Source organism: Shewanella sp. 10N.286.52.A9 (genome assembly GCF_041468985.1).
In the GTDB taxonomy this organism is placed as follows: domain Bacteria; phylum Pseudomonadota; class Gammaproteobacteria; order Enterobacterales; family Shewanellaceae; genus Shewanella; species Shewanella japonica.
On sequence record NZ_JBFRJQ010000015.1, the window covers coordinates 80,218 to 102,990 of the forward strand.

Here is a 22,773-nt window from a genome sequence, read left to right on the forward strand (position 1 = left end):
CGCAGACCGCTCTAAAGACGGATTTGGTTGCGGCGCGAAAATAAACATTCAAGGGGATGACATGAACAAATCTGAACTAATCGAGAAAATCGCTTCTGGTGCTGACATTTCTAAAGCTGGCGCAGGCCGTGCATTAGATTCTTTCATTGGTGCTGTTACTGAAGCACTTAAAGAAGGCGATAAAATTTCTCTAGTTGGTTTTGGTACTTTTGAAGTACGTCAGCGTGCTGAGCGTACTGGCCGTAACCCACAAACTGGTGCAGAAATTAAGATTGCTGCGGCTAACATCCCAGCTTTCAAAGCGGGTAAAGCTCTAAAAGACGCTGTTAACTAAGAATAGTTAATATCGTTGCCTTTTGTAAGGCATAGTTAAAAAGCACTGTTTTGGCAGTGCTTTTTACGAAAAGATTATTAAGAATAACAGTGTTAATTTTAATAATCGGAGGAATTGGGTCATACCCGAGGTAGCGTCTGATAACTCCATATAAATTACAAGAAGGCGCATCCCCAAGTGGTGCGCCTTTTTATTTTTTTAATCGCAACAAGCGAGAATTCAGATGTTAGAAAAAATTCGTGAAGGCTCACAAGGCGTTGTCGCTAAAAGTATTTTAGTGTTAGTGATCCTTTCGTTCGCATTTGCTGGTGTAAGTAGTTACCTAGGCACATCAACTGATGTAGCTGCTGCCGTTGTTAATGGCGACGACATTACCGCAAATGAACTAGAACAAGCTTATCAAAATGAACGTGGCCGTTTAGAGCAACAGCTTGGCGAAATGTTTGATGCATTATCTGCTGATGATACGTACATGAACGGTATCAAGCAGAACGTATTAGACCGCCTGATCGCTGATAAGTTAATGACTCAAGCAGCTGAAGATTTAGGTCTTCGTGTTTCTGATGAACAAATTAAACAAGCGATTGTTAACGAACCAGCATTCCAAACCGATGGTGTGTTTGATAACGAGCGCTACTTAGCAGTATTACGTCAGCTTGGTTATCAAACTAATAGCTTCCGTGACATGATGCGTACCGATATGACTCGTCGTCAGTTATTGACTTCGTTAGTGGGCAGTGAATTCGTGTTGGATGGTGAAGCTAAGCAACTTGCTGAAATTCAAGGTCAAACTCGTGATATTCGTTATTTAGTCGTTGATTCTTCTCCTTACTTAGTTACAGCAAGTGTGACGGATGAAGAGATCAAAACTTACTATGATAGCAACTTGATGCAGTTTATGGATCAAGAAAAAGTGAGCTTAGAATATGTTGAGTTAAACGCAGCTGAACTTGCTAAAGGGATGGATACGTCTGTCGATGAAGCACGTACATACTACGAAGAAAACAAACAACAATATCAAACAGCTGAAAAACGTTTAGCGGCGCATATTCTATTTGCTTCTGGCGATGATAGTGCTGATGAAGCAAAGGCTGAAGCAAGCTTAGCTAAATTACAAGCTGGTGAAGACTTTGCAGAAGTTGCAAAAACTGATTCAGATGATCAGTTTAGTGCGGAGCAAGGGGGTCAACTTGATTGGTTCGAGCAAGGTGTGATGGACCCAGCATTCGATGAAGCACTGTTTGCACTAACTCAAGGTGAATACTCACAGATTGTTAAAAGTGAATTCGGTTACCACATCGTTAAGCTACTTGATATTCAATCAGGTGCAGCAGCACCGTTTGAAGAAGTTCAAGATAAAATTGTTGCTGATTTACAAAACAAGAAAGCAGTTGATGAGTTCTATAGCTTACAAAGCATTCTTGCTGATACTAGCTACGAAGTGCCAGATACGTTAGATGAAACAGCTAAAGCATTAGGTACGACTGTTCAGTCGACTGGGTTGTTTTCTCGTGACAATGCTCCGGCTAACCTAAGTAGCCCTGATTTAGTTCGCACTGCATTTTCTGACGAAGTGATTACCAGTGGCATGAACAGTGAAGTGATTGAACTTGCTCCTAATCATGTGGTTGTTATCCGTTTATTGAAGCATCAAGATGCGGGTACTTTACCATTAGCGGATGTTAAGTCTGGTATTGAAGCGCGCTTGGTTCAAGATAAAGCGAACCTTCAGGCGAGTGAAAAAGCCAATGAGTATCTTGCTAAACTTAAAGCTGGCGAAGAAATCACTGATGTGACTATTGCGACTAAAGCGCAATTAGCCAGATTCAATCAAGATATCGATCAAGCTATTACGACGAAGGCTTTCCAAATGCCTGCTCCTGAAGCAAGCAGTGTATCATTTGATACAGCAGCTTTAGCGAATGGCTTTGCGGTAATTGCACTTGATAAAGTGAATGCTGCACAAGGGATTGATAGCAACGTTATTGATTCAATTAAGCAACGTTTAGCTCCGCAATACAGTGAAGCGGATTACCGCTCTGTCATTGCTGCGCTTAAATCAAAAGCAAAAATTGAGTACCCAGTTGCTGAATAAAACCGGGTATTAACATTAAAAAGCCAAGGTTATCCTTGGCTTTTTTTTGGTTTTTATTTAATTATTTTTGGTATGTATTTTATTTTACAGCTAGATGAGAAGGATGCTCATGAACATTGCGCTATTCGATTTTGATGGCACGATCACCGAAAACGATACCTATACTCCTTTTATCCATTTAAGTGCACCCAAATGGCGTCGTATAGTATGCACAGTATTGTTGTTCCCAGTAATCTTAATGTATAAAAGTAAACTATTAGGTGGCTCGAGAACACGTGCTATCGTCAGTTTTTTTGCTTTCTGTGGGCGTAATAAGAAAGAAATTTATCAACAAGGTGCAGACTACGCACACACACTCGATAAACACGTCATGTCGCAAGCTTATGAGCGTCTGCAGTGGCATAAAGCGCAGGGTGATACCATCGTTATTGTTTCAGCTTCTCTTGATGCTTATTTACGCCCCTGGTGCGAAAAACATCAATATCATCTTATTTGTGCGACACTAAATACCAAAGGTAAACGTTTAACTGGCATGTATAAAGGTGGTGACTGCTCAGGCTCTGAAAAGGCTCGGCGTGTTAAATCTAAATTTAATCTGGATGTTTTTGATACAGTTTATGCCTATGGAGATACGATTGAAGACAAGCAGATGCTAGCGCTAGCAGATTTCGGTTTTTTAAATTGGCAACAGATTCAACAGTAAAATACGTCACTCGAGTTAAATCATTAAGATGCGAAATAATCAGAAGGAATCAGTTTTAGTCAATGGAAACAATTAATCAAAGATTTGAAAAGGTGTTAGCACACATTGATGAAAACCTGTCAAAGCCGCTAGCTTTATCTGTACTGTCTGATATTGCTAAGGTGCCTGAATATCATTTTGATTTTATTTTTTTGAGTTTATTTCACACGTCATCATCTGAATATATTGCTTTACTGAGAAACCTTGAAGCTGGGCAACAATTAGGCTTTGATAAATCAATTTCAATTAAAGAGGTCGCTGTGTCTGTGGGCTATCAAAGTGAAACGGCCTTTATTACAGACTTTACACAAGCCATTGGTCAATCACCGCAAGCTTTTCAACGTCAACCTAATTGGGGGCAATTTTTTCAAAAGCAACAACCGCTAAAAACTTTATCAGAAGGGCATAATGATTTAACTGCTGATGATGTGAATATCGACAACTGTAAACTTGATAAGATTGATCTCGCAATGATTAGCCATCAGGCTGAAGCACAGTATTTACCGCAAACTATTCAGGCGATGAGAGCATTTCGTCAAGCCAATCAACTGTCTCCTACAAGCAGTAGAACATTCAATTTTGTATATCAAAGCAAACCGAAATCAACAGAGCAATTGCATATTGATATTGCAGTGAGTATCAACACACTAGAGAAGCAACGCATAGAGCCTGCTATCAATGACTCTGAGTATTTTTATTACTCTTGTATACCTGAAGGAAAGTATGCTTCTTTTATACATCTAGGGTCTGATAAAGAGCTAGAGCGTAAATTAAAGTATCTTTATGGAGCATGGTTGAGTTCAACAAATCAACGATTAAAAAATGTGCCATTGATATTTGAACAGCTTAATATCACAGAGCCTTCAAAACAGGCCACACGAGTTTATTTAGGCCTTGATTAACTGCTAGATGAATTTAATGTGCCGTGATTCTCATCATTTCGGCACAAATCCACGCCATGTATGTTGCCCAAGCATAGCCAAATACTGAAAACATGATGGCAACGGGTGCTAACGAACGATGAAATGCCATTGCAACCACAGGTGAAGAGGCTGCTCCACCGATACAGCATTGGCTTGCCATCGCCATATAAGCAACCGGTGCTTTCATCAATAACCCCGCAATAATGACCACCAGTGCATGGATGGTTAACCATATGAACCCGATAGCAAAATAGATTGGGAAGTCATCAATCATGGTTAAATCCATTTGTAGTCCCATATTGGCTATCAGAAAGTAAAGCATCACAGTGGATACTTTAGAGGCGCCCAGATCTTCAAGATGACGGATTCGAGTATTAGATAATATGATGCTCACTGTGGTGACTAAAATAACAACCCAAAAAAAGCTAGAGGTAAAACTGTATTTTTCAGTTGCAGGATAATGTTCAGCGAAAAATGGGGCGAGTATATCTGCCCCAAAATGTGCGAGTCCAGTTACACCAAAAGCAACACAAAAAATTTGCATATAGCTATGTAAACTTGGGAGTTGCAGTTTAGTCTTTGAAGCGTTTTCAGTGACATTGACTAGTTGATTAAATTGACTGGCATCAGCGCCTATTGTTTTATCAATGGCTTTAGCGTGATTGGCACAAATTAATAAAAATGACATCCATATTGCTGAGTAAACCACATTGACAGAAATCATAATGGCGAATAGATTATCATCGACTTCGTACACTTCTTTCATCGCCAGTTGATTAGCCGTTCCGCCTACCCAGTTTCCAGCAAGTGTTGCCATACCACGCCAAGCCGCATCTGCACCAACCCAATTAATACTCTCAGGGGCGATATAAGAAAACAACAATAAGGTTAATGGACCGCCAATAATGACGCCAAAGCTGCCTAACAAAAACAAGATAACAATCTTAGGCCCAAGTAATAAAATTGCTTTAATGTCGACACTGATTATCAACAAGGCCAAACAAGCTGGCATAAGATAATTAGATGAAATGGAGTTGAGTTGACTGTGGCTAGCATCAACAATATTGAGGGTATTAAGTAGTGAAGGGAGGACATAGCACATCACCATCACAGGGATAAATCGATATACTTGACGCCATATAGGATGTGATGAAGTACTGGTAAAAAAAACCAAGCCAATAATGGTTGCCAATAAGCCAAAAATAACGGGGTCTTGAGTGATCATTATCGTGCTGGCAACCTTTAAAAGTGAGGCTTATTGGTTACAGAATCTAATAAACTCTTCCAATAAAGCAGTTAGGGGTTCTTCGTTGCGGTATGTTGACCAATATTTACGTTGAAAATCCCAATTCGCTAATTGTAATTCAACAATTTCACCACGCTTTATTTCTTCTTTAACAGCCAGATATGGCAAGACGCTGACGCCAATACCTGTACCTATCGCGCGTTTTATCGCTCCCATAGTATTCATTGATAATTCGTGCTGAATGTTGATTCTAGCGCTTTTCAGTAGTTGTGTATTACGTAATCTCGATACTGACATGGTTTCATCCAGAATCCATAATTGTTCTGATAGCAACTCTGCCGTGATATTTTCATTAATAATAGGATTATCACAACTTGTTACTAGGCAAATTTTATCTTTAATCCATTGCTCATACTGAAGGTTATTAAGGCCAGGTTTGGCATCAACAAATCCTAAATCTAGCTCTTTTTCTGAGACCATTTTTTCAATCGTTAAACTGTTATTAATAACCAGTTTTATATCAACCAAAGGATGTAGCTTTTTAAACTGCGGAATTTTACGAGATAAAATATAGTTACCGGCGGTTTTACTACTGCCGACTTTAATTGTGCCACCGACTGCATTACGTTCTGCAAACATTTGCTCTAACTGCGTCCCTTTAGACAGCATCTCATTGGCATAGGGCAAAATGACCTCACCATTATCATTAATAGTCAGTCCGTTACTGCTACGCTCAAATAATCGAGTCCCCAGAGAGCTTTCAAGCTCTTTTAACGCCATGCTCACCGCAGGGACAGACATATGTAGCATTTGTGCTGCTTTCGAGATCTGTCCATTACTATGAATAGCTTTAAAAATGGTTAATTGTTTGAGGGTGATTTTCATCAATTATGCACCGTCTTTAAATGATATAAGTGATTATAACTGAGTATTTAAAAACCATTCTAAAATCAGACATTAGCATTTCTTTTTTGTAACCTCGCTCAAGTTTTCGTAAAAACTTTTAACTTAAAATGCAGCGCTAGAAAAGGGAGAGGTTCCAGCGCTGCTAAACGTCATTAAAAGTCGTATCTAATACCGACTGTGAAAATATTGTCGTCTTCTAAATCAATAACGGGACCTGTATTTTCAACCCGATATTCACCTTCATATTTAGCGTAATGAGCAAATACCATTGTCGACTTCGCGAAGCGGTAGTCAGCACCAATTACAAACGAACTAATATCGACATCAGTAGCACGGTTATATTCATTTGAAGAGGCAGCACTATTTTTAAAATACTTGCCGAAGCCAGCTTCATCTTTGCCAATTTCAGCTTTTAGATTAACGCCATTGAGATTATAAATGGCACTAAGGAAGTAAGAGTTACCTTCTTTATAACTGTAAGCTTGGCTTTGAGTATTTTGGAATAATCCACCTAATTTCACGTTGCCAAGTTTAACCTGCGCCACGCCTCGATAAGCGTCTACGCCGCCAATAGTGTTATATGCTGCTGCGAGGTAATAAGCCTGCTTTTTGAGTTTCTTGTCACCTGCGATAAGACTTACTGCATACTGTTGCTGGTTATAATCAGTCCGAGCACCGTTTTCATCATATTCAGCATAATTGTCATCCATTAAATAAGTTGCATTAAAAGTAATTAAATCGGCGACTTTTGGTGAGTAATAAGTTATTCCGTCAGCTTTACGAACTTGGCCTGCAATCATACGGTTATAAGCTGCGTTGGTTAGTGCAAACGCTTCTGCAGTACCTTTGGAGGTTTTCATGACAGTATCGTTTCGACCAACTAACACTGTACCTAGATTTGTTTTTAAACCTAAATAGGTATTTCTTGGTTTGAATAAGTCATCGTTACCTTCATTTGTTGCTGCGTTTACTTGTAACTCGACGCGATAAAGTACCTCAATATCGTTAGCAATTGTTTCACTTCCATGAACGCCTAATCTAGAAAAATTATTTTCAAGCACAGTGCCAGATTTTCCATTCTGCGTTGTTGCACCGTTATCCGATTCTGTCAGCGCCATTTCTAAACGGCCATAAAATTGTGGAGAATCAGCCAGTGCTGCTGATGAGCTTGCAGATAACATTGTTAATAGTGCGAGTGATAATGTCGATTTTTTCATGTTCAATCCCATGTTCTATAAATAAATTTTATATAAGTCTTATTTTTTAAACGTTATGAATTAGTTAATTAGTGAATTAAATTTTTATTATGTGATTCTTGTTAAGTGCCTAATCTGTTTTTCTCTTTGTATAAATAATCAAAAAGATTTTCGGACTTTGGCTTGCTAAATTTGCTGATTAATATCGTAGAGATTTCAAATTTTATTTATTTGAATGTGGGTCACAGCTGTTTGTTTTTTGTTGCGGTTTAAGGAGAACTGAACAGGTTTTCATAAAAACTTAACCAAATATTAAATTTGATGAAGATCGAAGTTTTGCTACCTCTTAGTGAGTAATCTTGCTGCAACAAAAAGCGAGATATAAAAAACTCATAAAGGAACGACACATGAAACTTAAATACTTAGCTTCGGCAGTAGCAGTGATGATGCTTACGTCTGGTAGTGCAATTGCAAAAAATGATTTAGCCTCTTTTCATACTGAAATGGGTGATTGTCAAACTTGTCACGTCACTGGAAAAATGAAAGACATTAAGAAATCAATGACGGATAGCCAGACTCATGAAAATGCACAATGTCAGGACTGCCATGGTAGCTATGCTGATTTAGTCAATGACAAGTTAGAGTTTGATCCTCATGCATCTCATCTTGGCGACATTAACTGTACGTCTTGTCACACAGGGCACGCTAAACCTGAACTAACTTGTAATAACTGCCATAACTTTGAAATGGAAATGCCATTTGCCGATGCTAAAGAGAAGAAAAAGTGGGATGGCGATTGGAACCAAGACAAAATCCAAAAAGCCATTGATAAAGGCCCAGTAGAAACGGTTGATGTGATTGTTGTTGGCGGCGGTTCTGCTGGATTTAACGCTGCAATTTCAGCCAAAATGGCAGGCGCGAATGTCGTATTGTTTGAAAAAGCACCTTATACAGGGGGGAACTCAATGTTAGCCGCTGGTGGTATCAATGCTGTCGGTACTCCTCAACAAAAAGCGAAAGGCATCGAAGATTCTGTTGATTGGTATGCAGAAGATGCAATGAAAGGTGGTCGCTATAAAAACGACCCTAAACTGGTACAAATCTTAGCTGAAGAGTCTGCTGGTGCCGTTGCTTGGCTTGAGTCTTTAGGTGCAAATATGGATGACTTAAAACGTTCTGGAGGCGCACGTGTTGAACGTACTCATCGTCCTTCAGGTGGTGCATCTGTTGGCCCACATATTATTGATACTTTACGCGTTGCAGCAAAAGAGCGTGATATTCCTGTACGTGTAAACTCTCGTATAGAAAAAATTGTGTTAAATGACGATAAATCAGTCGCTGGTGTTGTGGTGCATGGCCGTCATTCTGGTTATAACATGGTCGCTGCGGATTCTGTTGTGTTAGCAACGGGTGGTTACGGTATGAACAAACAAATGGTGGCTTATTATCGTCCAACCATGAAAGATATGACTAGCTCAAACAACGTGACCGCAACGGGTGACGGTGTATTACTGGCTAAAGAAATTGGCGCATCGATGACTGATATTGACTGGGTTCAGGCGCATCCTACCATTGGTAAAGATAGCCGTATTCTTATCTCAGAAACCGTGCGTGGTGTTGGCGCTATTATGGTGAATACAGATGGACAACGCTTTATCAGTGAATTAACAACTCGCGACCGTGCATCTGATGCGATTTTGAAGCAAAAAGATCAGTATGCTTGGTTGGTATTTGACGAGCAGTTAGTTGAGAAAAAGAAAATGGTGCGTGGTTACGAGCATTTAGGAATGCTAAGTAAAGCAAATACCATTGAAGAACTTGCGAAAATAACAGGTATGAAGGATTTACCTAAAACAGCAGCTGATTACAACAAGTATCAAGCAAGTGGTAAAGACGAGGCTTTTGGTCGTGAAGATATGCCAATTAACTTAACTAAAGCACCATTTTATGCTGTTAAAGTTGCACCTGGTATCCATCACACTATGGGTGGCGTTGCGGTCGATACCGATGCAAATGTGCTTAACTTGCAAAGCTGGAAAATGGATGGTTTATTTGCTGCTGGTGAGGTGACAGGTGGTTTACACGGCCATAACCGTTTAGGCGGAAACGCTATTGCTGAAACTGTGGTATTTGGACGTAAAGCTGGCGAAAATGCAGCTAAACACGCACTTGAAAAGAAATAGCAATTAACTAGATTCATCATCCCTAAATCCCCACAAGGCCAAGTCTCATCAGCTTGGCCTTTTTATTTAAGAGCGTAAACTTGAGTGTCAGCGGCTAATGATTTCTATTATTGTTTCAGAAAGTGTTTTGTAATTTGTTTGTTTTTAAGTTAACTGCGTTATACAAGTAGGTGTAAATGAGTATAATAATTTTAAGGTAATTGACTACCTTGATAAGATTACAATCGATAAAATGGAATGAAGTACGATATGGATATTAACTATTTAGCAATGCTATTGATGGCTTTGCAACCTTTCATTATTTATTACACTGTCTACAAACCAAGCGAAAAATCAAAGTCTGATAATGAGTTTCATCAATCCTTTATTACCATTCCTCCCAGTTTTTCATTCTTTTATTTTGAGCAATTTGGTTATGCGTTTGCCATATTAACTGTTGTGGCGCTGTTAGGTATCGCACTAAGTCAAATCATACGTAAAACGGCAGGTAACGCTGTAGAAGTAAAAAGTCTGCTTGTTTTTGGTACAGCTTGGTTTTGTAACTTTGGTATCGGATACACAATAATAAGTTTTTTTTCTGGTGCTTCAGATACTTCAAACTCTTCGGAAGTCGCAACGCCTTTATTGTCTCTAGATAGCGTATTTAGCGCACTAGGTGTTTCGCTATGCATGTTTATCGGGGTCATCATTTGGACCTTGAGTCGAGCGTTAGAAGTGTATAAAACCAATGAAACAGAATTTTCAGATTTGTTGATCATGCCTTTTGCGGCATTAGGTGGGTTTAGTCCTGTATTCGGTGACTATTTTATTATCAGTTTACTACTCAACTTTTGTTTTATATTTGCTGTGTCTAAAGTGTCGATAGAAGCTCATAACGATCCTTCAATGGGGGGCGTTGGTTTTTTCTATATGTATTTATTTATGATGGGAGCGGGTGGGTGTGTGCTCGTTAAACTAGGGATGTTTATTAGCCAGTTATATTAAAAAAAATCAGCCTCATTTGAGGCTGATTTTTTAAGTGTCAGCATTAGGTTAAACCCTGCTGGTATTTAACATTCTCTCGACGCTAAATTATAAGCTGATGACATCAAACGTTACGTTAGGGTTTACGTCTGCATCATAATCAATACCGTCTATACCGAAGCCGAACAGTTTTAAAAACTCTTCTTTGTATTCGTTATAATCTGTTAATTCAGCTAAATTTTCAGTGGTTACATCAGCCCACAAGTCGCGGCAATGTTTTTGAATCTCTTCGCGTAATTCCCAATCATCAAGACGTAAGCGATTACTGTCATCTGTTGCTGCAGCTTGCCCGTCTTCACGGAATAAGCGTTCGCTAAACATGCGATAAATTTGATCCATACAGCCTTCATGCACACCTTCTTCACGCATCTTTTTAAAGACCATGGCAATATAAAGCGGCATGACAGGAATTGCAGAACTTGCTTGAGTCACTACACTTTTGAGTACAGCAACATTAGCAGAACCGCCAGTCGCAGATAACTTTGTATTCAGTGCGTGTGCAGCTCTATCTAAATCCATTTTAGCTTTACCCAATGCACCGTGCCAGTATATAGGCCATGTGATTTCAGTGCCGATATAGCTGTAAGCAACTGTTTTACAGTTATCGGTTAATACACCAGCTTCGCTAAGTGCATTCATCCATAATTCCCAGTCTTCTCCACCCATTACCGTAACGGTGTCAGCAATTTCTTGCTCAGTAGCTGGCTCTACAGATGTTTCAATAATGGTGTTTTTATTGGTGTCTACAGCTGTTGCTGTATAAGTTTCACCAATTGGTTTAAGGCTTGAACGGATGACTTCGCCAGTATCAGGTAGTTTACGAACTGGTGATGCCAGTGAATAAACGACCATATCAATTTGACCTAAGTCTTGTTTGATAAGCTCAATGACTTTTTGCTTAGCTTCGTGACTGAACGCATCACAATTAATGCTTTTTGAATACAGGCCTTCAGCTTTAGCAAATTTATCGAAATAAGCTGAATTATACCAACCAGCTGTACCTGGTTTCGTTTCGGTGCTTGGTTTTTCAAAGAATACACCGATGGTGGCTGCGTCACTACCAAAAGCTGAGGCAATACGTGATGATAAGCCATAACCACTTGAAGAACCGACAACTAATACTTTTTTAGGGCCGTTGGCAATTTTACCTTTGGCTTTGGTTAGTTCAATTTGTTCTTTGACGTTTGCTTCACATCCTAGTGGGTGAGTTGTGGTGCAAATAAAGCCGCGTGTTTTTGGTTTAATAATCATAATTTTTCTTTTTCCTTTAACATTGGCCTTAGGATAAATAGTTAGCCATCGAAATGGCACTTATTTTTAGTAAAAAAGCCAAAATAACTCAGTGGTTGGAGCAGTTTATCGCTTTGCGGTTAACTGAGCTTGCTCAGCAATGAGTCTTCGAGTGTATTCTTCTTGCGGGTTTTCAAATAATTCTGCAGTGGTATTTTTTTCAATCAATATCCCTTTATTGAGCACCATCACCTTGTCGCTAAAGTGTCGGACGACATTGAGGTTGTGGGTCACGAAAATATAAGATAACCCCATCTCTTTTTGTAGCTTTAACAGCAGGTTTAAAATTTGCGAACGCACCGATAAATCGAGTGAGGTTAATGCTTCATCAGCAATAATAATTTTAGGATTAAGCATTAATGCCCTAGCAACTGCGACCCGCTGTTTTTGTCCTTCCGATACCATATGAGGGTAAAAACTAGCGTGCTCTGGCAATAAACCGACTTTTCGTAACGTATCGACGACCTGAGCGATTCGTTCAGCTCTTGGCATTGCCGTATTAAATCTAAGTGGTTCTTCAAGTAGCTCACCAATGGTCAACCTCGGGTTGAGTGATGTATTAGGGTCTTGAAAAATCATTCGAATCAATCTACAACGCTGTTTTAAGTTTTTAGCTTCTAGCGCTTCGCCTTCAAACTCTATAGTTCCGCCAGAACGTGATTCTGCTCCAACTAACATCCGAGCCAAGGTGCTCTTACCTGAGCTGACCTCACCAACAATGGCGAGTGTTTGGCCTCGTTCTAATTCAAATGAGACAGGGGACAGCGCATGGTTGTACTGCGCTTTAAAGCGCTTGTAGCCCGTAAAATAGCGCTTACTTAGTTCGGTCACTTTAAGTAATGGCGTTGTCATCTTCTATCTCATTCTTGTATGGAAAGTGGCAGGCATAATAGCGGTCTTTTTCGTGAGTAAGACTCGGCTGTATTACACATTGGCGCTCAGCATCTGGACATCTAGGTCCGAGCCGACAACCGGCAGGTAAGTGCTGCAATGAAGGGGATGAACCTGGCATAGAAGGTAAATATGATTTGTGTTTTAACTTGCCAGTATGTTCAGGCAAGTTTTTGAATAAAGCCTTGGTATATGGATGATAAGGGGAGGTAACTAACTCAGCTACCGGCCCCGTTTCCATAATTTGACCACTATACAAAATACTGATGCGATCGCACCATTTAACTAGCGTTTCTAATTCATGGCTAACCAGTAGAATTGAAACGTTTTGCAATTGGTTAAGCTGGGACAATAAACGGAAGATTTGCGCTTGAGTACTAAGCTCCATCGAGTTTGTTGGTTCGTCGGCAATTAACAAACGTGGATGATTTGCGACAGCCATTGCAATCATGACTTTTTGGCATTCACCTTCCGATAGCTCCCAAGGGTAGCTTTTCATAATGCGTTTAGGGTGTTTTATACCCACTTTATGCAACCACTTTTGCGCCGTTAATCGCGTGTCTTTAGCACGTCGCCAAAAGGGCACCGCTTTATTGGGGGTTAACGACTCGATTAATTGACTGCCAATGGTTTTCACCGGATCTAAACTACCTGATGGGTCTTGAAATATCATCGTCATATCAGAGCCCATTAGGTTGCGGCGCTGTTTTGTCGACATTTCCATGAGGTTTTGTCCATCCCACATCATACGATCTGCAATGATGTTCCAGTTCGGACCAAGTACTCCGAGTACGGCTTTTGCTAACAAGCTTCGGCCAGAGCCAGACTCTCCAACTAAACCATGAATTTCACCAGGGTTAATGGTTAAACTGACCTTTTCAAGGACTTTGACTTTGCCCTGTGGCGTATCAAGCTCAATGGTGAGATTTCTGATATCGAGTAATGGCATAAGCTTAGTTTCTTATCGGCGCTAGTGCCGAGCGTAGTCCGTCACCCACTAAGTTGATGGATAAAACGGTAAACAAAATGGCAAGGCCTGGAATGGTGATTGTCCAAGGTGCAATGAGCAAACTGCTTAACCCTTGAAATATCATTGAGCCCCATTCAGAGCTTGGGGCTTGTGCACCAAGGTTTAAAAAGCCTAAGGCAGCAATATCAAGAATCGCCACCGAGATCGCAATGGTGGTTTGTATGATCACCACTTCCCATACATTGGGCATAATGACATACCAGAAAATTTGCAGTGAACTTGCACCATCCAATCTTGCAGCAGTGACGTACTCTTTTTGCAGTTCTTCATGAACCGCTTGGTGAATAGCTCTTACAAACTGTGGTGTTAATGCGATGCCAACAGCCCAAAAAACATTGCTTAAACCTGGGCCTGTAACTGCCACCACCAAGATAGCAAGTAGGAGTGATGGGATGGACAGTAGTGCATCAAATAGATGGCCAAGGATACTGGATTTTAATCCACGCATCATGCCTGACAAAGAGCCAATAATAAAACCCACGACTAATGCGCAGACAACAACGATAAGCGACATACCAAAAGTCAGTCGTACGCCATGTAAAATTCGGCTGAATAAGTCTCTGCCTAAGTCGTCAGTGCCGAGAAAATGGGAAACATGGCCTGTTGGATCCCAAGACGGTGGTAGTAATATCGCATTTGGATTTTGCATCTCTGGCTGAAAAGGAGCCAGCAAAGGGCCAAGGACGACGAGTATCAATAAGAAAATAACAGCCCACAAACCTGCAACAGCAAAGGGGTTACTAGCGAATGAACGCCATAACTCCCTTAAGGGGGAAGTGATCTGTTCCTCTTTATAGAGGTGATTAATTGGCATACATTTCTTTCCTATTAATTGGGTTAATAGAGGTATGCACAAGTTCGATCATAATACTTAAAAAGATAATCAATAACGAAACCGATAAAATCCCAGCTTGTATCACTGTGTAATCGCGCTGGTAAATACCATTGATAAGCCAAGAACCTACACCAGGCCATGAGAATATAACTTCAACAACGATACCATAGCTGGCAAATGAACCGAGCATTAAGCCAAAGGCTTTCAGAACTGGAATAAGCGCATTGGGAAGGGCGTGCTTGATTAAAATACGGTAAGTATTTAACCCTCGAGCCTCAGCTGCGCGGATATACGTTTGAGTCATAACAGTCATCATTGCTTGGCGAGTAATGCGAATGACGACAGTAAAGGGTAAGACTGCTAACGTTACTGCAGGTAATATGATATGTAAAAGTGCATCTTTAAAAGCTGACATACGATAGCTTTCTTCTGACAATAAAATATCAATCAACATGATCCGAGTAACGGGTTCTATTTCATATAATAAATTTATCTGCCCGGAAATGGGTAACCACTCAAGCTGCACCCCAAACCATAGAGATAATGTCAATCCTAACCAGAATACAGGAATTGAATAGCCTGTAAGTGTTACGGCTAAAATACTACGTTGAATCGACTTACTTTTACTTAAAGATGCCAATACCCCTAACGGGACGCCAAAGCAGATCGCAATGACTCCAGCAAACATAGACAGCTCAAACGAGGCGGGTAAAACGGCACTCAATTCGTCTGCGACACTTTGTTGAGAGTTGATGGATATACCGAAATTACCGCTTAAGCGCTGACTTAGGTAAGCAATAAATTGACTCAGTTGGTTACCATCGAGATTATAATCTTCAGTGGCCTGAATTTGTTGCTCGGCTGTCGGGGTTTGAATACCTGTTAATGCATAACTTTTGTCTACAGGGAACATACCTGTGGCAAAAAATAGCACTGCCATCATGACTAATGAAGTGGCAAAAAATAGATTAATTCGTCGGAGTAGGTAGCGCCACATTAGCGAGTTTTCTCCTCATTAACTAATTGCACATTGGAGAAAGACATTCCGCCGTATGGGTTGACATTTTTAACAGCAACGTCGGTATTCTTAAGCAGTAACTTCTGTGCATGAGCAAGATTTACCATAGGAACATTCTTGGTGATTAACGTCTCAGCTTGTCTATAAAGTTGCTTACGCTCTGACATCACACGTGTTTCTTTTGCTTTGGCTAATATATTATCTAGTTCTGCAGAACACCAGCGAGAACGGTTATTGTTCGATTCTAATGCGCTGCAACTTAATAGAGGGGTAAAAAAGTTATCTGGATCAGTATTATCGGCATTCCAGCCAATCAGTACGGAATCATAATCACTGGAAATTAACTTCTGGGTAAATACACTCCAGTCATAGCTGACAATATTGACTTTAACACCTATATTGGCAAGGTCTGCTTGAATCAACTCGGCTGTTTTTAGTGCATTAGGATTGTAAATCCGCACCACTGGCATCGCCCAAATATCAAATGTTAAGTCCGTTACTCCTGCTTCATCCAGTAAATGTTTGGCTTTTTCTGGGTCAAAATCATTAGCATCTTCAATTTCTGAATAAGCCCAGGATGCTGGTGGTAAAATACCTGTCGCGGCAACAGCTGTGTCATGGTACACCACATTAAGGATATTCTGTTTATCTACAGCATGGGCTAAAGCCTGGCGAACTCTGACATCATCTAAAGGAGGCTTTTGGGTGTTAAATGCCCAAAAGGCAACATTAAGCCCCGGTTTTGTACTGACCTCTAGGTGCTTATGTTTGCTTATGACTTTAAGTTCATTGGCTTTAGGCAGGGCTGAGACTTGGCAGTCTTGAGTAATAATTTTGGCTAATCTTGCTTCGCTTTTAGGAGTAATATCAAATACAAGTAAATCTATTTCTGCATTTTTTCCCCAGTAATACTGATTGCGTTTAAAGCGAATGTAATCGTTTTTGACGTATTCAGCTAAATAAAACGGCCCAGTGCCAATGGCAAAATAATCTAGATTTTCAGGGGTGCCAGCCTCGAGTTGTTGCTCAGCATATTCAGCAGATAAAATTACGGCAAAGTCCGTGGCAAGATTAGATAAAAAAGAGGCATCTTTATAGGCAAGGTGAAAGATGACTTCATGGTCATTCACTTTTTCAATGTCAGTCACTAAGGTGGAAAAGTCGATACTTTGGAAAAAAGGGTAACCGGTACGACTGACGAGATGGTAGGGATGTTCAATATTGATGATTCGCTCAAAAGAGAAAATGACATCATCCGCATTCATGTTGCGAGACGGGTTAAACAGTTCATTATATTGAAACTGTACGTTTTCACGTAAAGTGAAGTGATAACGTAAACCATCTTCTGATACGCGCCAGTCAGTGGCAAGAGATGGGATGTAATCAGAAGAGTCATTGTTGTATTCAATTAGGCGGTTATATAGCTGATGTGAACTTGCATCAATCGTCGTGCCTGATGTAATTAGTTGCGGGTTAAATGTTTCTGGATTTCCTTCTGAGCAATAAACTATCCCTGACGGAACATTAAGCTCACCACAAGCTGTGACTAAAAAAGATAGTACACAGAGAAATGCTAATGGATTCCAGCGTTCTGTATTTACACGCATTTTTTCATCATTTTATTTAGACTATAAGTGTCTATTTTAGCAGTGTTAATAACTTGGGAGCAAATATCATATTAAGCCTTCTCCAACAGATTATATTTTTTTAATATCCCACGTAGTTGATGATAGCTTAAGCCTAGTAACTCAGCTGTTTTCTTTTGATTAAATTGGCTTTCAGAAAGAGCACTTTTTAATAATTCAACTTCGTAGTTTTCTGTGTGTTCCTTAAAATTAATCGGGAAGGTTACTTTATTGTCTGCAGCATTATTGTTTGAAGTACTAGGCTCCACATTACTATCTTGTTCAGATGATGTTGCTGCATCATCAATCATATTTGGCTTAGCGACAGGTTCTTGTTGACGTTCTCGTGTTCTAACACGTTTTGTCGGGCGGTAAGGGGAAGCAAATGGATCTAAAATAATATGGTCAATTTCATCCCCTTCTGAGCCACGACGATAAACGCTTCGCTCGACCACGTTTTTAAGCTCGCGAATATTACCTGGCCATCGGTGACTCATTAGTTGTTCAATAGCCACAGGACTAAAACCACCAAAAAAGTCTAAATCTAGTTGTCTTGCCATACTGACAGCAAAATATTCCGCTAACGGCATAATATCTTCTGTACGACAGCGAAGCGGAGGTAAGGTAATGACGTCAAACGCCAGTCTATCGAGTAAATCTGCGCGAAACTCACCATTTTCCGCCAAGGTTGGTAAATCTTCATTTGCAGCACAAATTAAACGGACATTGGTTTGTACCGTTTTACTGCCACCAACACGTTCAAATTCACCATACTCAATTACACGTAATAGTTTTTCTTGAATAAGACCAGAGGTATTAGCAAGCTCATCTAAAAATAACGTACCATCATCCGCACGTTCAAATCGGCCTTCATGTTTACCCTTAGCCCCAGTAAAAGCACCAGATTCATGGCCAAACAACTCACTCTCTAATAAAGATTCACTTAAAGAAGAACAGTTTAGTTTAATGAACTCTTGATCCCAGCGCGCAGATAGGTAATGTAATCGCTCGGCAATTAACTCTTTACCTGTACCACGTTCACCGATGATTAATACGGGTTTAGAAAGTGGGGCAACTTTAGACACGTGTTCTAAAACTTCTAACAAAGCATTAGATTGTCCGATAAGATTGTCTTGCTCAAATTGTCTAGTCACTGTAATTTTTAGTCTAATACGCTAACAAGTGGTGAAAATCATAATAGTTGGCTAACGCACTAAAATAAAGAAAAAGTTAATTTTTTGGTTATATCATTGAAATATAATGTTTTTGTAAAGTTGGCACAGGTTGTGAATAATAAACTTCGACACTAACAAAATATTTGAGGGAAACATTATGGGAATCTTCTCACGCTTTGCAGATATCATTAATTCAAACATCAGCGCTTTATTAGATAAAGCAGAAGATCCAGAAAAAATGGTACGCCTGATTATTCAGGAAATGGAAGACACGCTGGTAGAGGTTCGTTCAACGTCTGCAAAAGTATTAGCAGAAAAGAAAGAATTACTCCGCCGTATTAGCCGAGTACAAGAACAAGTTATCGACTGGCAAGCAAAAGCAGAACTTGCTTTATCTAAAGATAGAGAAGACCTTGCGAAAGCGGCACTGGTTGAGAAACAAAAAACAGTGACCATGCTAGAAACACTTGAAATGGAGCTTCAAGTAGTTGAAGAGCATATTGCCCGTCTTAAGCAAGAAGTTGAACAACTTCAAGAGAAGCTTAATGATGCAAGAGCACGTCAAAAAACGATTATTATGCGCAAGCAAACTGCCTCTTCACGCCTAGAAGTGAAAAAGCAGCTTGATTCGAGCAAAATTGACGATGCGATGGCGAAGTTTGAAAACTACGAGCGTCGTGTAGAAGGCTTAGAGTCACAAGTAGAAGCTTATGACCTAGGTAAAAAAGGTAATCTGGCTGATGAGTTCGCAGCATTAGAAGCTGAAGACTCTGTTAATGAAGAGCTTGAAGCGTTAAAAGCGAAAGTTAAAGCAAAGTCAGCGCCTAAATCAAAAACTAAATCAGACAAGTAAACTTTTTTCAGAGGTGAGTTATGGATATGGATCTTCTTATTGCCCCAATTATCATTTTTTTAGTAATTGTGGCACCTATCTGGTTGGTTCTTCATTATCGCAGCAAGCGACAAGTGAGCCAGGGGCTCACTGAGGCGGAGTTTACTCAACTAAATGATTTAATTGCCCAAGCAGATAAAATGGGCCAGCGAATCGAAACATTGGAAGCTATTTTAGATACAGAAGCACCAGAATGGAGGGGAAAAGATGAGCAAAGCTAACGGTCGTACTTTATACCGTATTCCCAAAACTGGTAAGGTTTCAGGTGTATGTGCAGGGATTGCCGATTACTTTAACTTTGAAACCTGGTTGGTGCGTGTGTTGGCCATCTCAATATTCTTATTGGGTGGCGGAGGTCCGGTAATCGTCATATACATAGCACTATGGATGATTTTGGACATTAAACCAGAAGATACAACACATGCGAAAAACCACAAGGATATTGGAGTGAAAAAGAAGGTTTGGCAGGCTGGAGAACCCGCTAAACGAGCTTTACATGAAGTGAATAGTCAGTTTTATGCTTTAGAAATAAGACTGCAACGATTAGAACGCCATGTGACTTCTGATAATTTTGATTTAAAAAGAGAAATCAATAACTTGTAGTTTGCTGTATCAAGGTTGTTTTAGTTTAATCTAGTCGTGAGGCGCGTTTAAAAATATTGGTAATTAAGTTCATCATTATTGGCCTCGACTAATCATTCCAATGGGCGGTTTACCGCCCTTGAGTTTTTCTGCTTTCACCTTAATGTTATATTAATTCTTAACCACTTCTTGCAGCTGATGAATGCTATTTCATTGAATTTTGAGAGACAATATGAGCTTTATTGATCGTTCTATCAGTAAAATTTCTAAAAAGACCCAGCAAATTGTTCACCGAAGCACAGATAGGCATGTTCGTCTCGCTGTTACGGGATTATCTGGTGCAGGTAAAACAGCGTTTATTACTGGCTTAGTCAATCAGATGTTGCACGCGGGCAGTAATGTTAAAAATAACCCATTACCTTTATGGCAAGTGTCTCGAGAAAATAGGTTGATTGGTATTAAGCGAGCAATGCAGCCTGATCTTGCGATTGCTAGTTTTGATTATCAAGGAGCGATAAATGCGCTCACACAATCACCAGCACAGTGGCCTGCATCAACCAGAAATATCTCTGAGCTTAGGTTAGCGATTAAATATCGTCCAAGAAAAGGGTTACTTGCTAAGTTAACCGAAACCGCCACTTTATATGTGGATATTGTTGATTATCCTGGAGAGTGGCTGCTTGATTTACCTATGCTTAAGCAATCGTATTCGCAATGGGTAGAATCACAAATTCAAGTAAAGAGCCGTTTGCAATATTCTGAACATTTTGAAGATTTTGAGGTTGCGCTCAATTCTCTAGCGCTCACCGAGACAGCTGACGAGCATAAATTAAAGCAAATTTCTGATTTATATCAAAAACTATTACTTGATTTGGTTCATCAACATGGTTTTTATCTTGCGCAGCCTGGTCGTATGTTACTGCCAGGTGAGTTTGCTGACACTCCGCTGCTGGCATTTTTTCCATTGATTAATTTAAGCTCGGATCAATTAGCGACACTTGAATCTGCTCCAGAAAACAGCTATTTCCAAGTGTTAAAAAACCGATATCAAGAATATGTATCCGTTGTTGTAAAGCCATTTTATCGTGATTATTTTGCCAGCTTCGATCGTCAATTAGTGTTGGTGGATTGTTTTAATGGCTTAAACAGTGGTAAAGCTCAATTTAAAGATATGGGCAATGCGCTAAATAGTATTGTTGAAAGCTTTCATTTTGGTCAATCAAGCCTGCTGAAGCGGTTGTTTTCCCCTAAAATTGATAAGTTATTATTTGCTGCAAGTAAAGTGGATAGAGTGACACGTGATCAACAAGGTCATGTGCTTAACTTATTGGGTGACTTATTAAAACACAGCCAACATTTTGCCAATTATGAGGGCTGCGAAGTCGAAACTATGGCGATTAGTGCAATTAAAGCCACACAACATGGCATGGTCACAACAGCAAGTGGCGAGCAAGAAGTGGTTAGGGGATTGGATCAAGGCAATAAGCTGCTAACAATATTCCCAGGTGAAGTGCCGCAAACCCTACCAGATGATAATTTTTGGCACCAGCAAGGGTTTAACTTTGTGTCATTTAATCCACCTAAAATTACTCAGTCATCAATCTCAGACCCGCGTTTTGAGCATATTCGTTTAGATCACTTGCTGCAGTTTTTACTTGGGGACAAATTACAATAATGAACCAGTCAAACGAGACGCAATCGAACACACCATTAAAAAAACAGCAGGTTTTTAGTACTGATTCTGTTGAAGGGCAAACTGATGTAAAGCCAAGTCAATCCTTTGAAGAAGTTGAGTTTATTTGTGAAAGTGCACTGACGGAATTGGCAGAAGATATTGATATCCTTGAGGCTAAGTCATCACCCAAGCGCTGGTCGTTACTTGCAAAGCTTTCTTTAGTCGGCATGTTAGCTATGGTGATTGTTCAAACAATTTTAGGCTTGAATAATGCGCTTACACAAAGCCCATGGCTATTTGGGTTTTATATGTCTGTTACGGGCGTTATTTGCGCGTGGGCTCTGAGCATTACGCTGTCGGAATGGCGAAAACTGACAGCACTGCGAGGGGTTGCAGATGCTCAAGAAGTCGGTGCGCGCCTAGGTCAAAGTATGCAAAGAGGTGAAGCTAAGGGGTTCATCGACCCCTTGATTCAGCAATACCCTGACTCTAAAGGTAAGCAACAATACCTTGCGATAAATTCTCAGGAACATAATGACGCTGAAATGGTCATGCTGTTTGATGACTTAGTGGTGATTGAGCGTGATGAGCAAGCAAAACAAGTTGTGAGCCGCTTTGCTGCTGAATCTGCACTTTTGCTAGCTGCAAGCCCACTTGCTGTTTTGGATATGGCAATAATATTGTGGCGTAATCAGCGAATGATTAATGCAATCGCAGATATTTACGGTATCGAACTTGGCTACTGGAGCAGAATAAAACTTATCAGAAGTATCATCGTCAATATTGTGTACGCGGGTACAACAGAAGTCGTAACGGATTTAGGTACACAGCTACTATCCGTTGAAATGACCGGAAAACTCTCAGCAAGACTTGCACAAGGTTTAGGGGGAGGCTTGTTAACCGCTAGATTAGGCTATCAGGCGATGCACCTATGTCGTCCTCTTAAATTTAAAGAGGCTAACCGACCTAAGCTCGGGCAGATACATCAGCAGCTTCTGGGTGAATTGAAGCGTTTTTCGACTTCGGTTCTCAGCTCTTCGAAAGACAAAGTCGAATCAGAGCCACGTTAACGGTACAAAAATAGGATTAAGTTGGGTGAAATTTGACCTGTT

21 protein-coding genes are annotated in these 22,773 nt (G+C 40.1%); 11 read left to right on the forward strand and 10 right to left on the reverse strand.

All coding sequences use genetic code 11. The annotated features are described in order from the left end of the window. The first annotated feature begins 61 nt into the window (after positions 1 to 61). The 4 genes from AB4128_RS12850 (at position 62) to AB4128_RS12865 (ending at position 4,073) form a co-directional block, all read left to right on the forward strand. The gene (locus AB4128_RS12850) at positions 62 to 334 is read left to right on the forward strand and encodes an HU family DNA-binding protein (protein WP_055023877.1); all 273 of its coding nucleotides are present in this window, start codon (positions 62 to 64) and stop codon (positions 332 to 334) included. Between the two features lie 223 nt (positions 335 to 557). Further along, positions 558 to 2,429 (forward strand): SurA N-terminal domain-containing protein, encoded by a 1,872-nt coding sequence (locus tag AB4128_RS12855; protein WP_372037903.1) that lies wholly within the window; start codon positions 558 to 560, stop codon positions 2,427 to 2,429. A 109-nt stretch (positions 2,430 to 2,538) separates the two neighbouring features. After that, positions 2,539 to 3,132: an HAD-IB family hydrolase gene (locus AB4128_RS12860; protein WP_372037904.1), complete on the forward strand. Its 594-nt coding sequence runs from the start codon at positions 2,539 to 2,541 to the stop codon at positions 3,130 to 3,132. A gap of 62 nt (positions 3,133 to 3,194) precedes the next feature. After that, positions 3,195 to 4,073, forward strand: a complete 879-nt coding sequence (locus AB4128_RS12865; protein ID WP_372037905.1) for a GyrI-like domain-containing protein — start codon at positions 3,195 to 3,197, stop codon at positions 4,071 to 4,073. A gap of 13 nt (positions 4,074 to 4,086) precedes the next feature. On the opposite strand, the gene AB4128_RS12870 is transcribed toward AB4128_RS12865, so the two are convergent. The 3 genes from AB4128_RS12870 to AB4128_RS12880 all read right to left on the reverse strand — a co-directional run bounded on the left by AB4128_RS12870 (position 4,087) and on the right by AB4128_RS12880 (position 7,463). Next, a complete protein-coding gene (locus AB4128_RS12870) occupies positions 4,087 to 5,319 on the reverse strand; it encodes a DUF819 domain-containing protein (protein ID WP_372037906.1) in 1,233 nt (410 codons plus the stop codon). A gap of 30 nt (positions 5,320 to 5,349) precedes the next feature. Then, positions 5,350 to 6,225: a LysR family transcriptional regulator gene (locus AB4128_RS12875; RefSeq protein WP_055023872.1), complete on the reverse strand. Its 876-nt coding sequence runs from the start codon at positions 6,223 to 6,225 to the stop codon at positions 5,350 to 5,352. A 173-nt stretch (positions 6,226 to 6,398) separates the two neighbouring features. After that, positions 6,399 to 7,463, reverse strand: coding sequence for a porin (locus AB4128_RS12880; RefSeq protein ID WP_372037907.1), 1,065 nt, complete (start codon positions 7,461 to 7,463; stop codon positions 6,399 to 6,401). Positions 7,464 to 7,849: 386 nt separating this feature from the next. On the opposite strand from AB4128_RS12880, the gene AB4128_RS12885 reads away from it, so the two are divergent. Both AB4128_RS12885 and AB4128_RS12890 read left to right on the forward strand, forming a co-directional pair. Continuing rightward, positions 7,850 to 9,625, forward strand: a complete 1,776-nt coding sequence (locus tag AB4128_RS12885) for a flavocytochrome c (RefSeq protein ID WP_065108373.1) — start codon at positions 7,850 to 7,852, stop codon at positions 9,623 to 9,625. Positions 9,626 to 9,874: 249 nt separating this feature from the next. Further along, positions 9,875 to 10,609 carry a hypothetical protein gene (locus AB4128_RS12890; RefSeq protein ID WP_372037908.1) on the forward strand — a complete coding sequence of 245 codons (735 nt, stop codon included), beginning with the start codon at positions 9,875 to 9,877 and terminating at the stop codon, positions 10,607 to 10,609. An 87-nt stretch (positions 10,610 to 10,696) separates the two neighbouring features. Here AB4128_RS12890 and fabV read toward each other — a convergent pair whose 3' ends face one another. The 7 genes from fabV to pspF form a co-directional block, all read right to left on the reverse strand. Next, the gene (gene fabV, locus AB4128_RS12895) at positions 10,697 to 11,899 is read right to left on the reverse strand and encodes an enoyl-ACP reductase FabV (RefSeq protein WP_065108371.1); all 1,203 of its coding nucleotides are present in this window, start codon (positions 11,897 to 11,899) and stop codon (positions 10,697 to 10,699) included. Positions 11,900 to 12,004: 105 nt separating this feature from the next. Continuing rightward, the gene (locus AB4128_RS12900; protein WP_192022498.1) at positions 12,005 to 12,790 is read right to left on the reverse strand and encodes an ATP-binding cassette domain-containing protein; all 786 of its coding nucleotides are present in this window, start codon (positions 12,788 to 12,790) and stop codon (positions 12,005 to 12,007) included. Continuing rightward, positions 12,771 to 13,778, reverse strand: coding sequence for an oligopeptide/dipeptide ABC transporter ATP-binding protein (locus AB4128_RS12905; protein WP_055023866.1), 1,008 nt, complete (start codon positions 13,776 to 13,778; stop codon positions 12,771 to 12,773). Before AB4128_RS12905 ends, AB4128_RS12900 begins: the two co-directional genes overlap by 20 nt. Before the next feature lie 4 nt (positions 13,779 to 13,782). Further along, positions 13,783 to 14,673 (reverse strand): ABC transporter permease subunit, encoded by an 891-nt coding sequence (locus tag AB4128_RS12910; protein ID WP_055023865.1) that lies wholly within the window; start codon positions 14,671 to 14,673, stop codon positions 13,783 to 13,785. Continuing rightward, on the reverse strand, positions 14,663 to 15,691 hold the full coding sequence (locus AB4128_RS12915) for an ABC transporter permease (RefSeq protein WP_080915440.1): 1,029 nt from the start codon (positions 15,689 to 15,691) through the stop codon (positions 14,663 to 14,665). The genes AB4128_RS12910 and AB4128_RS12915 overlap by 11 nt, the downstream gene beginning before the upstream one ends. Next, on the reverse strand, positions 15,691 to 17,319 hold the full coding sequence (locus AB4128_RS12920; protein WP_372037909.1) for an ABC transporter substrate-binding protein: 1,629 nt from the start codon (positions 17,317 to 17,319) through the stop codon (positions 15,691 to 15,693). Before AB4128_RS12920 ends, AB4128_RS12915 begins: the two co-directional genes overlap by 1 nt. Positions 17,320 to 17,390: 71 nt before the next feature. After that, a complete protein-coding gene (pspF, locus tag AB4128_RS12925; protein ID WP_372037910.1) occupies positions 17,391 to 18,491 on the reverse strand; it encodes a phage shock protein operon transcriptional activator in 1,101 nt (366 codons plus the stop codon). A 178-nt stretch (positions 18,492 to 18,669) separates the two neighbouring features. Between pspF and pspA the strand changes: the two genes are divergently transcribed. The 5 genes from pspA (at position 18,670) to AB4128_RS12950 (ending at position 22,731) form a co-directional block, all read left to right on the forward strand. Then, positions 18,670 to 19,365, forward strand: coding sequence for a phage shock protein PspA (gene pspA, locus AB4128_RS12930; RefSeq protein ID WP_055023861.1), 696 nt, complete (start codon positions 18,670 to 18,672; stop codon positions 19,363 to 19,365). Between the two features lie 20 nt (positions 19,366 to 19,385). Further along, a complete protein-coding gene (gene pspB / locus AB4128_RS12935) occupies positions 19,386 to 19,625 on the forward strand; it encodes an envelope stress response membrane protein PspB (protein WP_119968372.1) in 240 nt (79 codons plus the stop codon). After that, positions 19,612 to 20,007: an envelope stress response membrane protein PspC gene (pspC, locus tag AB4128_RS12940; RefSeq protein WP_055023860.1), complete on the forward strand. Its 396-nt coding sequence runs from the start codon at positions 19,612 to 19,614 to the stop codon at positions 20,005 to 20,007. Before pspB ends, pspC begins: the two co-directional genes overlap by 14 nt. 211 nt (positions 20,008 to 20,218) lie before the next feature. After that, positions 20,219 to 21,661: a YcjX family protein gene (locus AB4128_RS12945; protein WP_372037912.1), complete on the forward strand. Its 1,443-nt coding sequence runs from the start codon at positions 20,219 to 20,221 to the stop codon at positions 21,659 to 21,661. After that, positions 21,661 to 22,731, forward strand: coding sequence for a TIGR01620 family protein (locus tag AB4128_RS12950; protein ID WP_372037914.1), 1,071 nt, complete (start codon positions 21,661 to 21,663; stop codon positions 22,729 to 22,731). Before AB4128_RS12945 ends, AB4128_RS12950 begins: the two co-directional genes overlap by 1 nt. Positions 22,732 to 22,773: the final 42 nt, after the last annotated feature.

Excerpts from the sequence above, each read along its gene's own strand:
- AB4128_RS12850 (WP_055023877.1), top strand. The coding sequence starts at position 62 with ATGAACAAATCTGAACTAATCGAGAAAATCGCTTCTGGTGCTGACATT.
- AB4128_RS12855 (WP_372037903.1), top strand. The coding sequence starts at position 558 with ATGTTAGAAAAAATTCGTGAAGGCTCACAAGGCGTTGTCGCTAAAAGT.
- AB4128_RS12860 (WP_372037904.1), top strand. The coding sequence starts at position 2,539 with ATGAACATTGCGCTATTCGATTTTGATGGCACGATCACCGAAAACGAT.
- AB4128_RS12865 (WP_372037905.1), top strand. The coding sequence starts at position 3,195 with ATGGAAACAATTAATCAAAGATTTGAAAAGGTGTTAGCACACATTGAT.
- AB4128_RS12870 (WP_372037906.1), bottom strand. The coding sequence starts at position 5,319 with ATGATCACTCAAGACCCCGTTATTTTTGGCTTATTGGCAACCATTATT.
- AB4128_RS12875 (WP_055023872.1), bottom strand. The coding sequence starts at position 6,225 with ATGAAAATCACCCTCAAACAATTAACCATTTTTAAAGCTATTCATAGT.
- AB4128_RS12880 (WP_372037907.1), bottom strand. The coding sequence starts at position 7,463 with ATGAAAAAATCGACATTATCACTCGCACTATTAACAATGTTATCTGCA.
- AB4128_RS12885 (WP_065108373.1), top strand. The coding sequence starts at position 7,850 with ATGAAACTTAAATACTTAGCTTCGGCAGTAGCAGTGATGATGCTTACG.
- AB4128_RS12890 (WP_372037908.1), top strand. The coding sequence starts at position 9,875 with ATGGATATTAACTATTTAGCAATGCTATTGATGGCTTTGCAACCTTTC.
- fabV (WP_065108371.1), bottom strand. The coding sequence starts at position 11,899 with ATGATTATTAAACCAAAAACACGCGGCTTTATTTGCACCACAACTCAC.
- AB4128_RS12900 (WP_192022498.1), bottom strand. The coding sequence starts at position 12,790 with ATGACAACGCCATTACTTAAAGTGACCGAACTAAGTAAGCGCTATTTT.
- AB4128_RS12905 (WP_055023866.1), bottom strand. The coding sequence starts at position 13,778 with ATGCCATTACTCGATATCAGAAATCTCACCATTGAGCTTGATACGCCA.
- AB4128_RS12910 (WP_055023865.1), bottom strand. The coding sequence starts at position 14,673 with ATGCCAATTAATCACCTCTATAAAGAGGAACAGATCACTTCCCCCTTA.
- AB4128_RS12915 (WP_080915440.1), bottom strand. The coding sequence starts at position 15,691 with ATGTGGCGCTACCTACTCCGACGAATTAATCTATTTTTTGCCACTTCA.
- AB4128_RS12920 (WP_372037909.1), bottom strand. The coding sequence starts at position 17,319 with ATGCGTGTAAATACAGAACGCTGGAATCCATTAGCATTTCTCTGTGTA.
- pspA (WP_055023861.1), top strand. The coding sequence starts at position 18,670 with ATGGGAATCTTCTCACGCTTTGCAGATATCATTAATTCAAACATCAGC.
- pspB (WP_119968372.1), top strand. The coding sequence starts at position 19,386 with ATGGATATGGATCTTCTTATTGCCCCAATTATCATTTTTTTAGTAATT.
- pspC (WP_055023860.1), top strand. The coding sequence starts at position 19,612 with ATGAGCAAAGCTAACGGTCGTACTTTATACCGTATTCCCAAAACTGGT.
- AB4128_RS12945 (WP_372037912.1), top strand. The coding sequence starts at position 20,219 with ATGAGCTTTATTGATCGTTCTATCAGTAAAATTTCTAAAAAGACCCAG.
- AB4128_RS12950 (WP_372037914.1), top strand. The coding sequence starts at position 21,661 with ATGAACCAGTCAAACGAGACGCAATCGAACACACCATTAAAAAAACAG.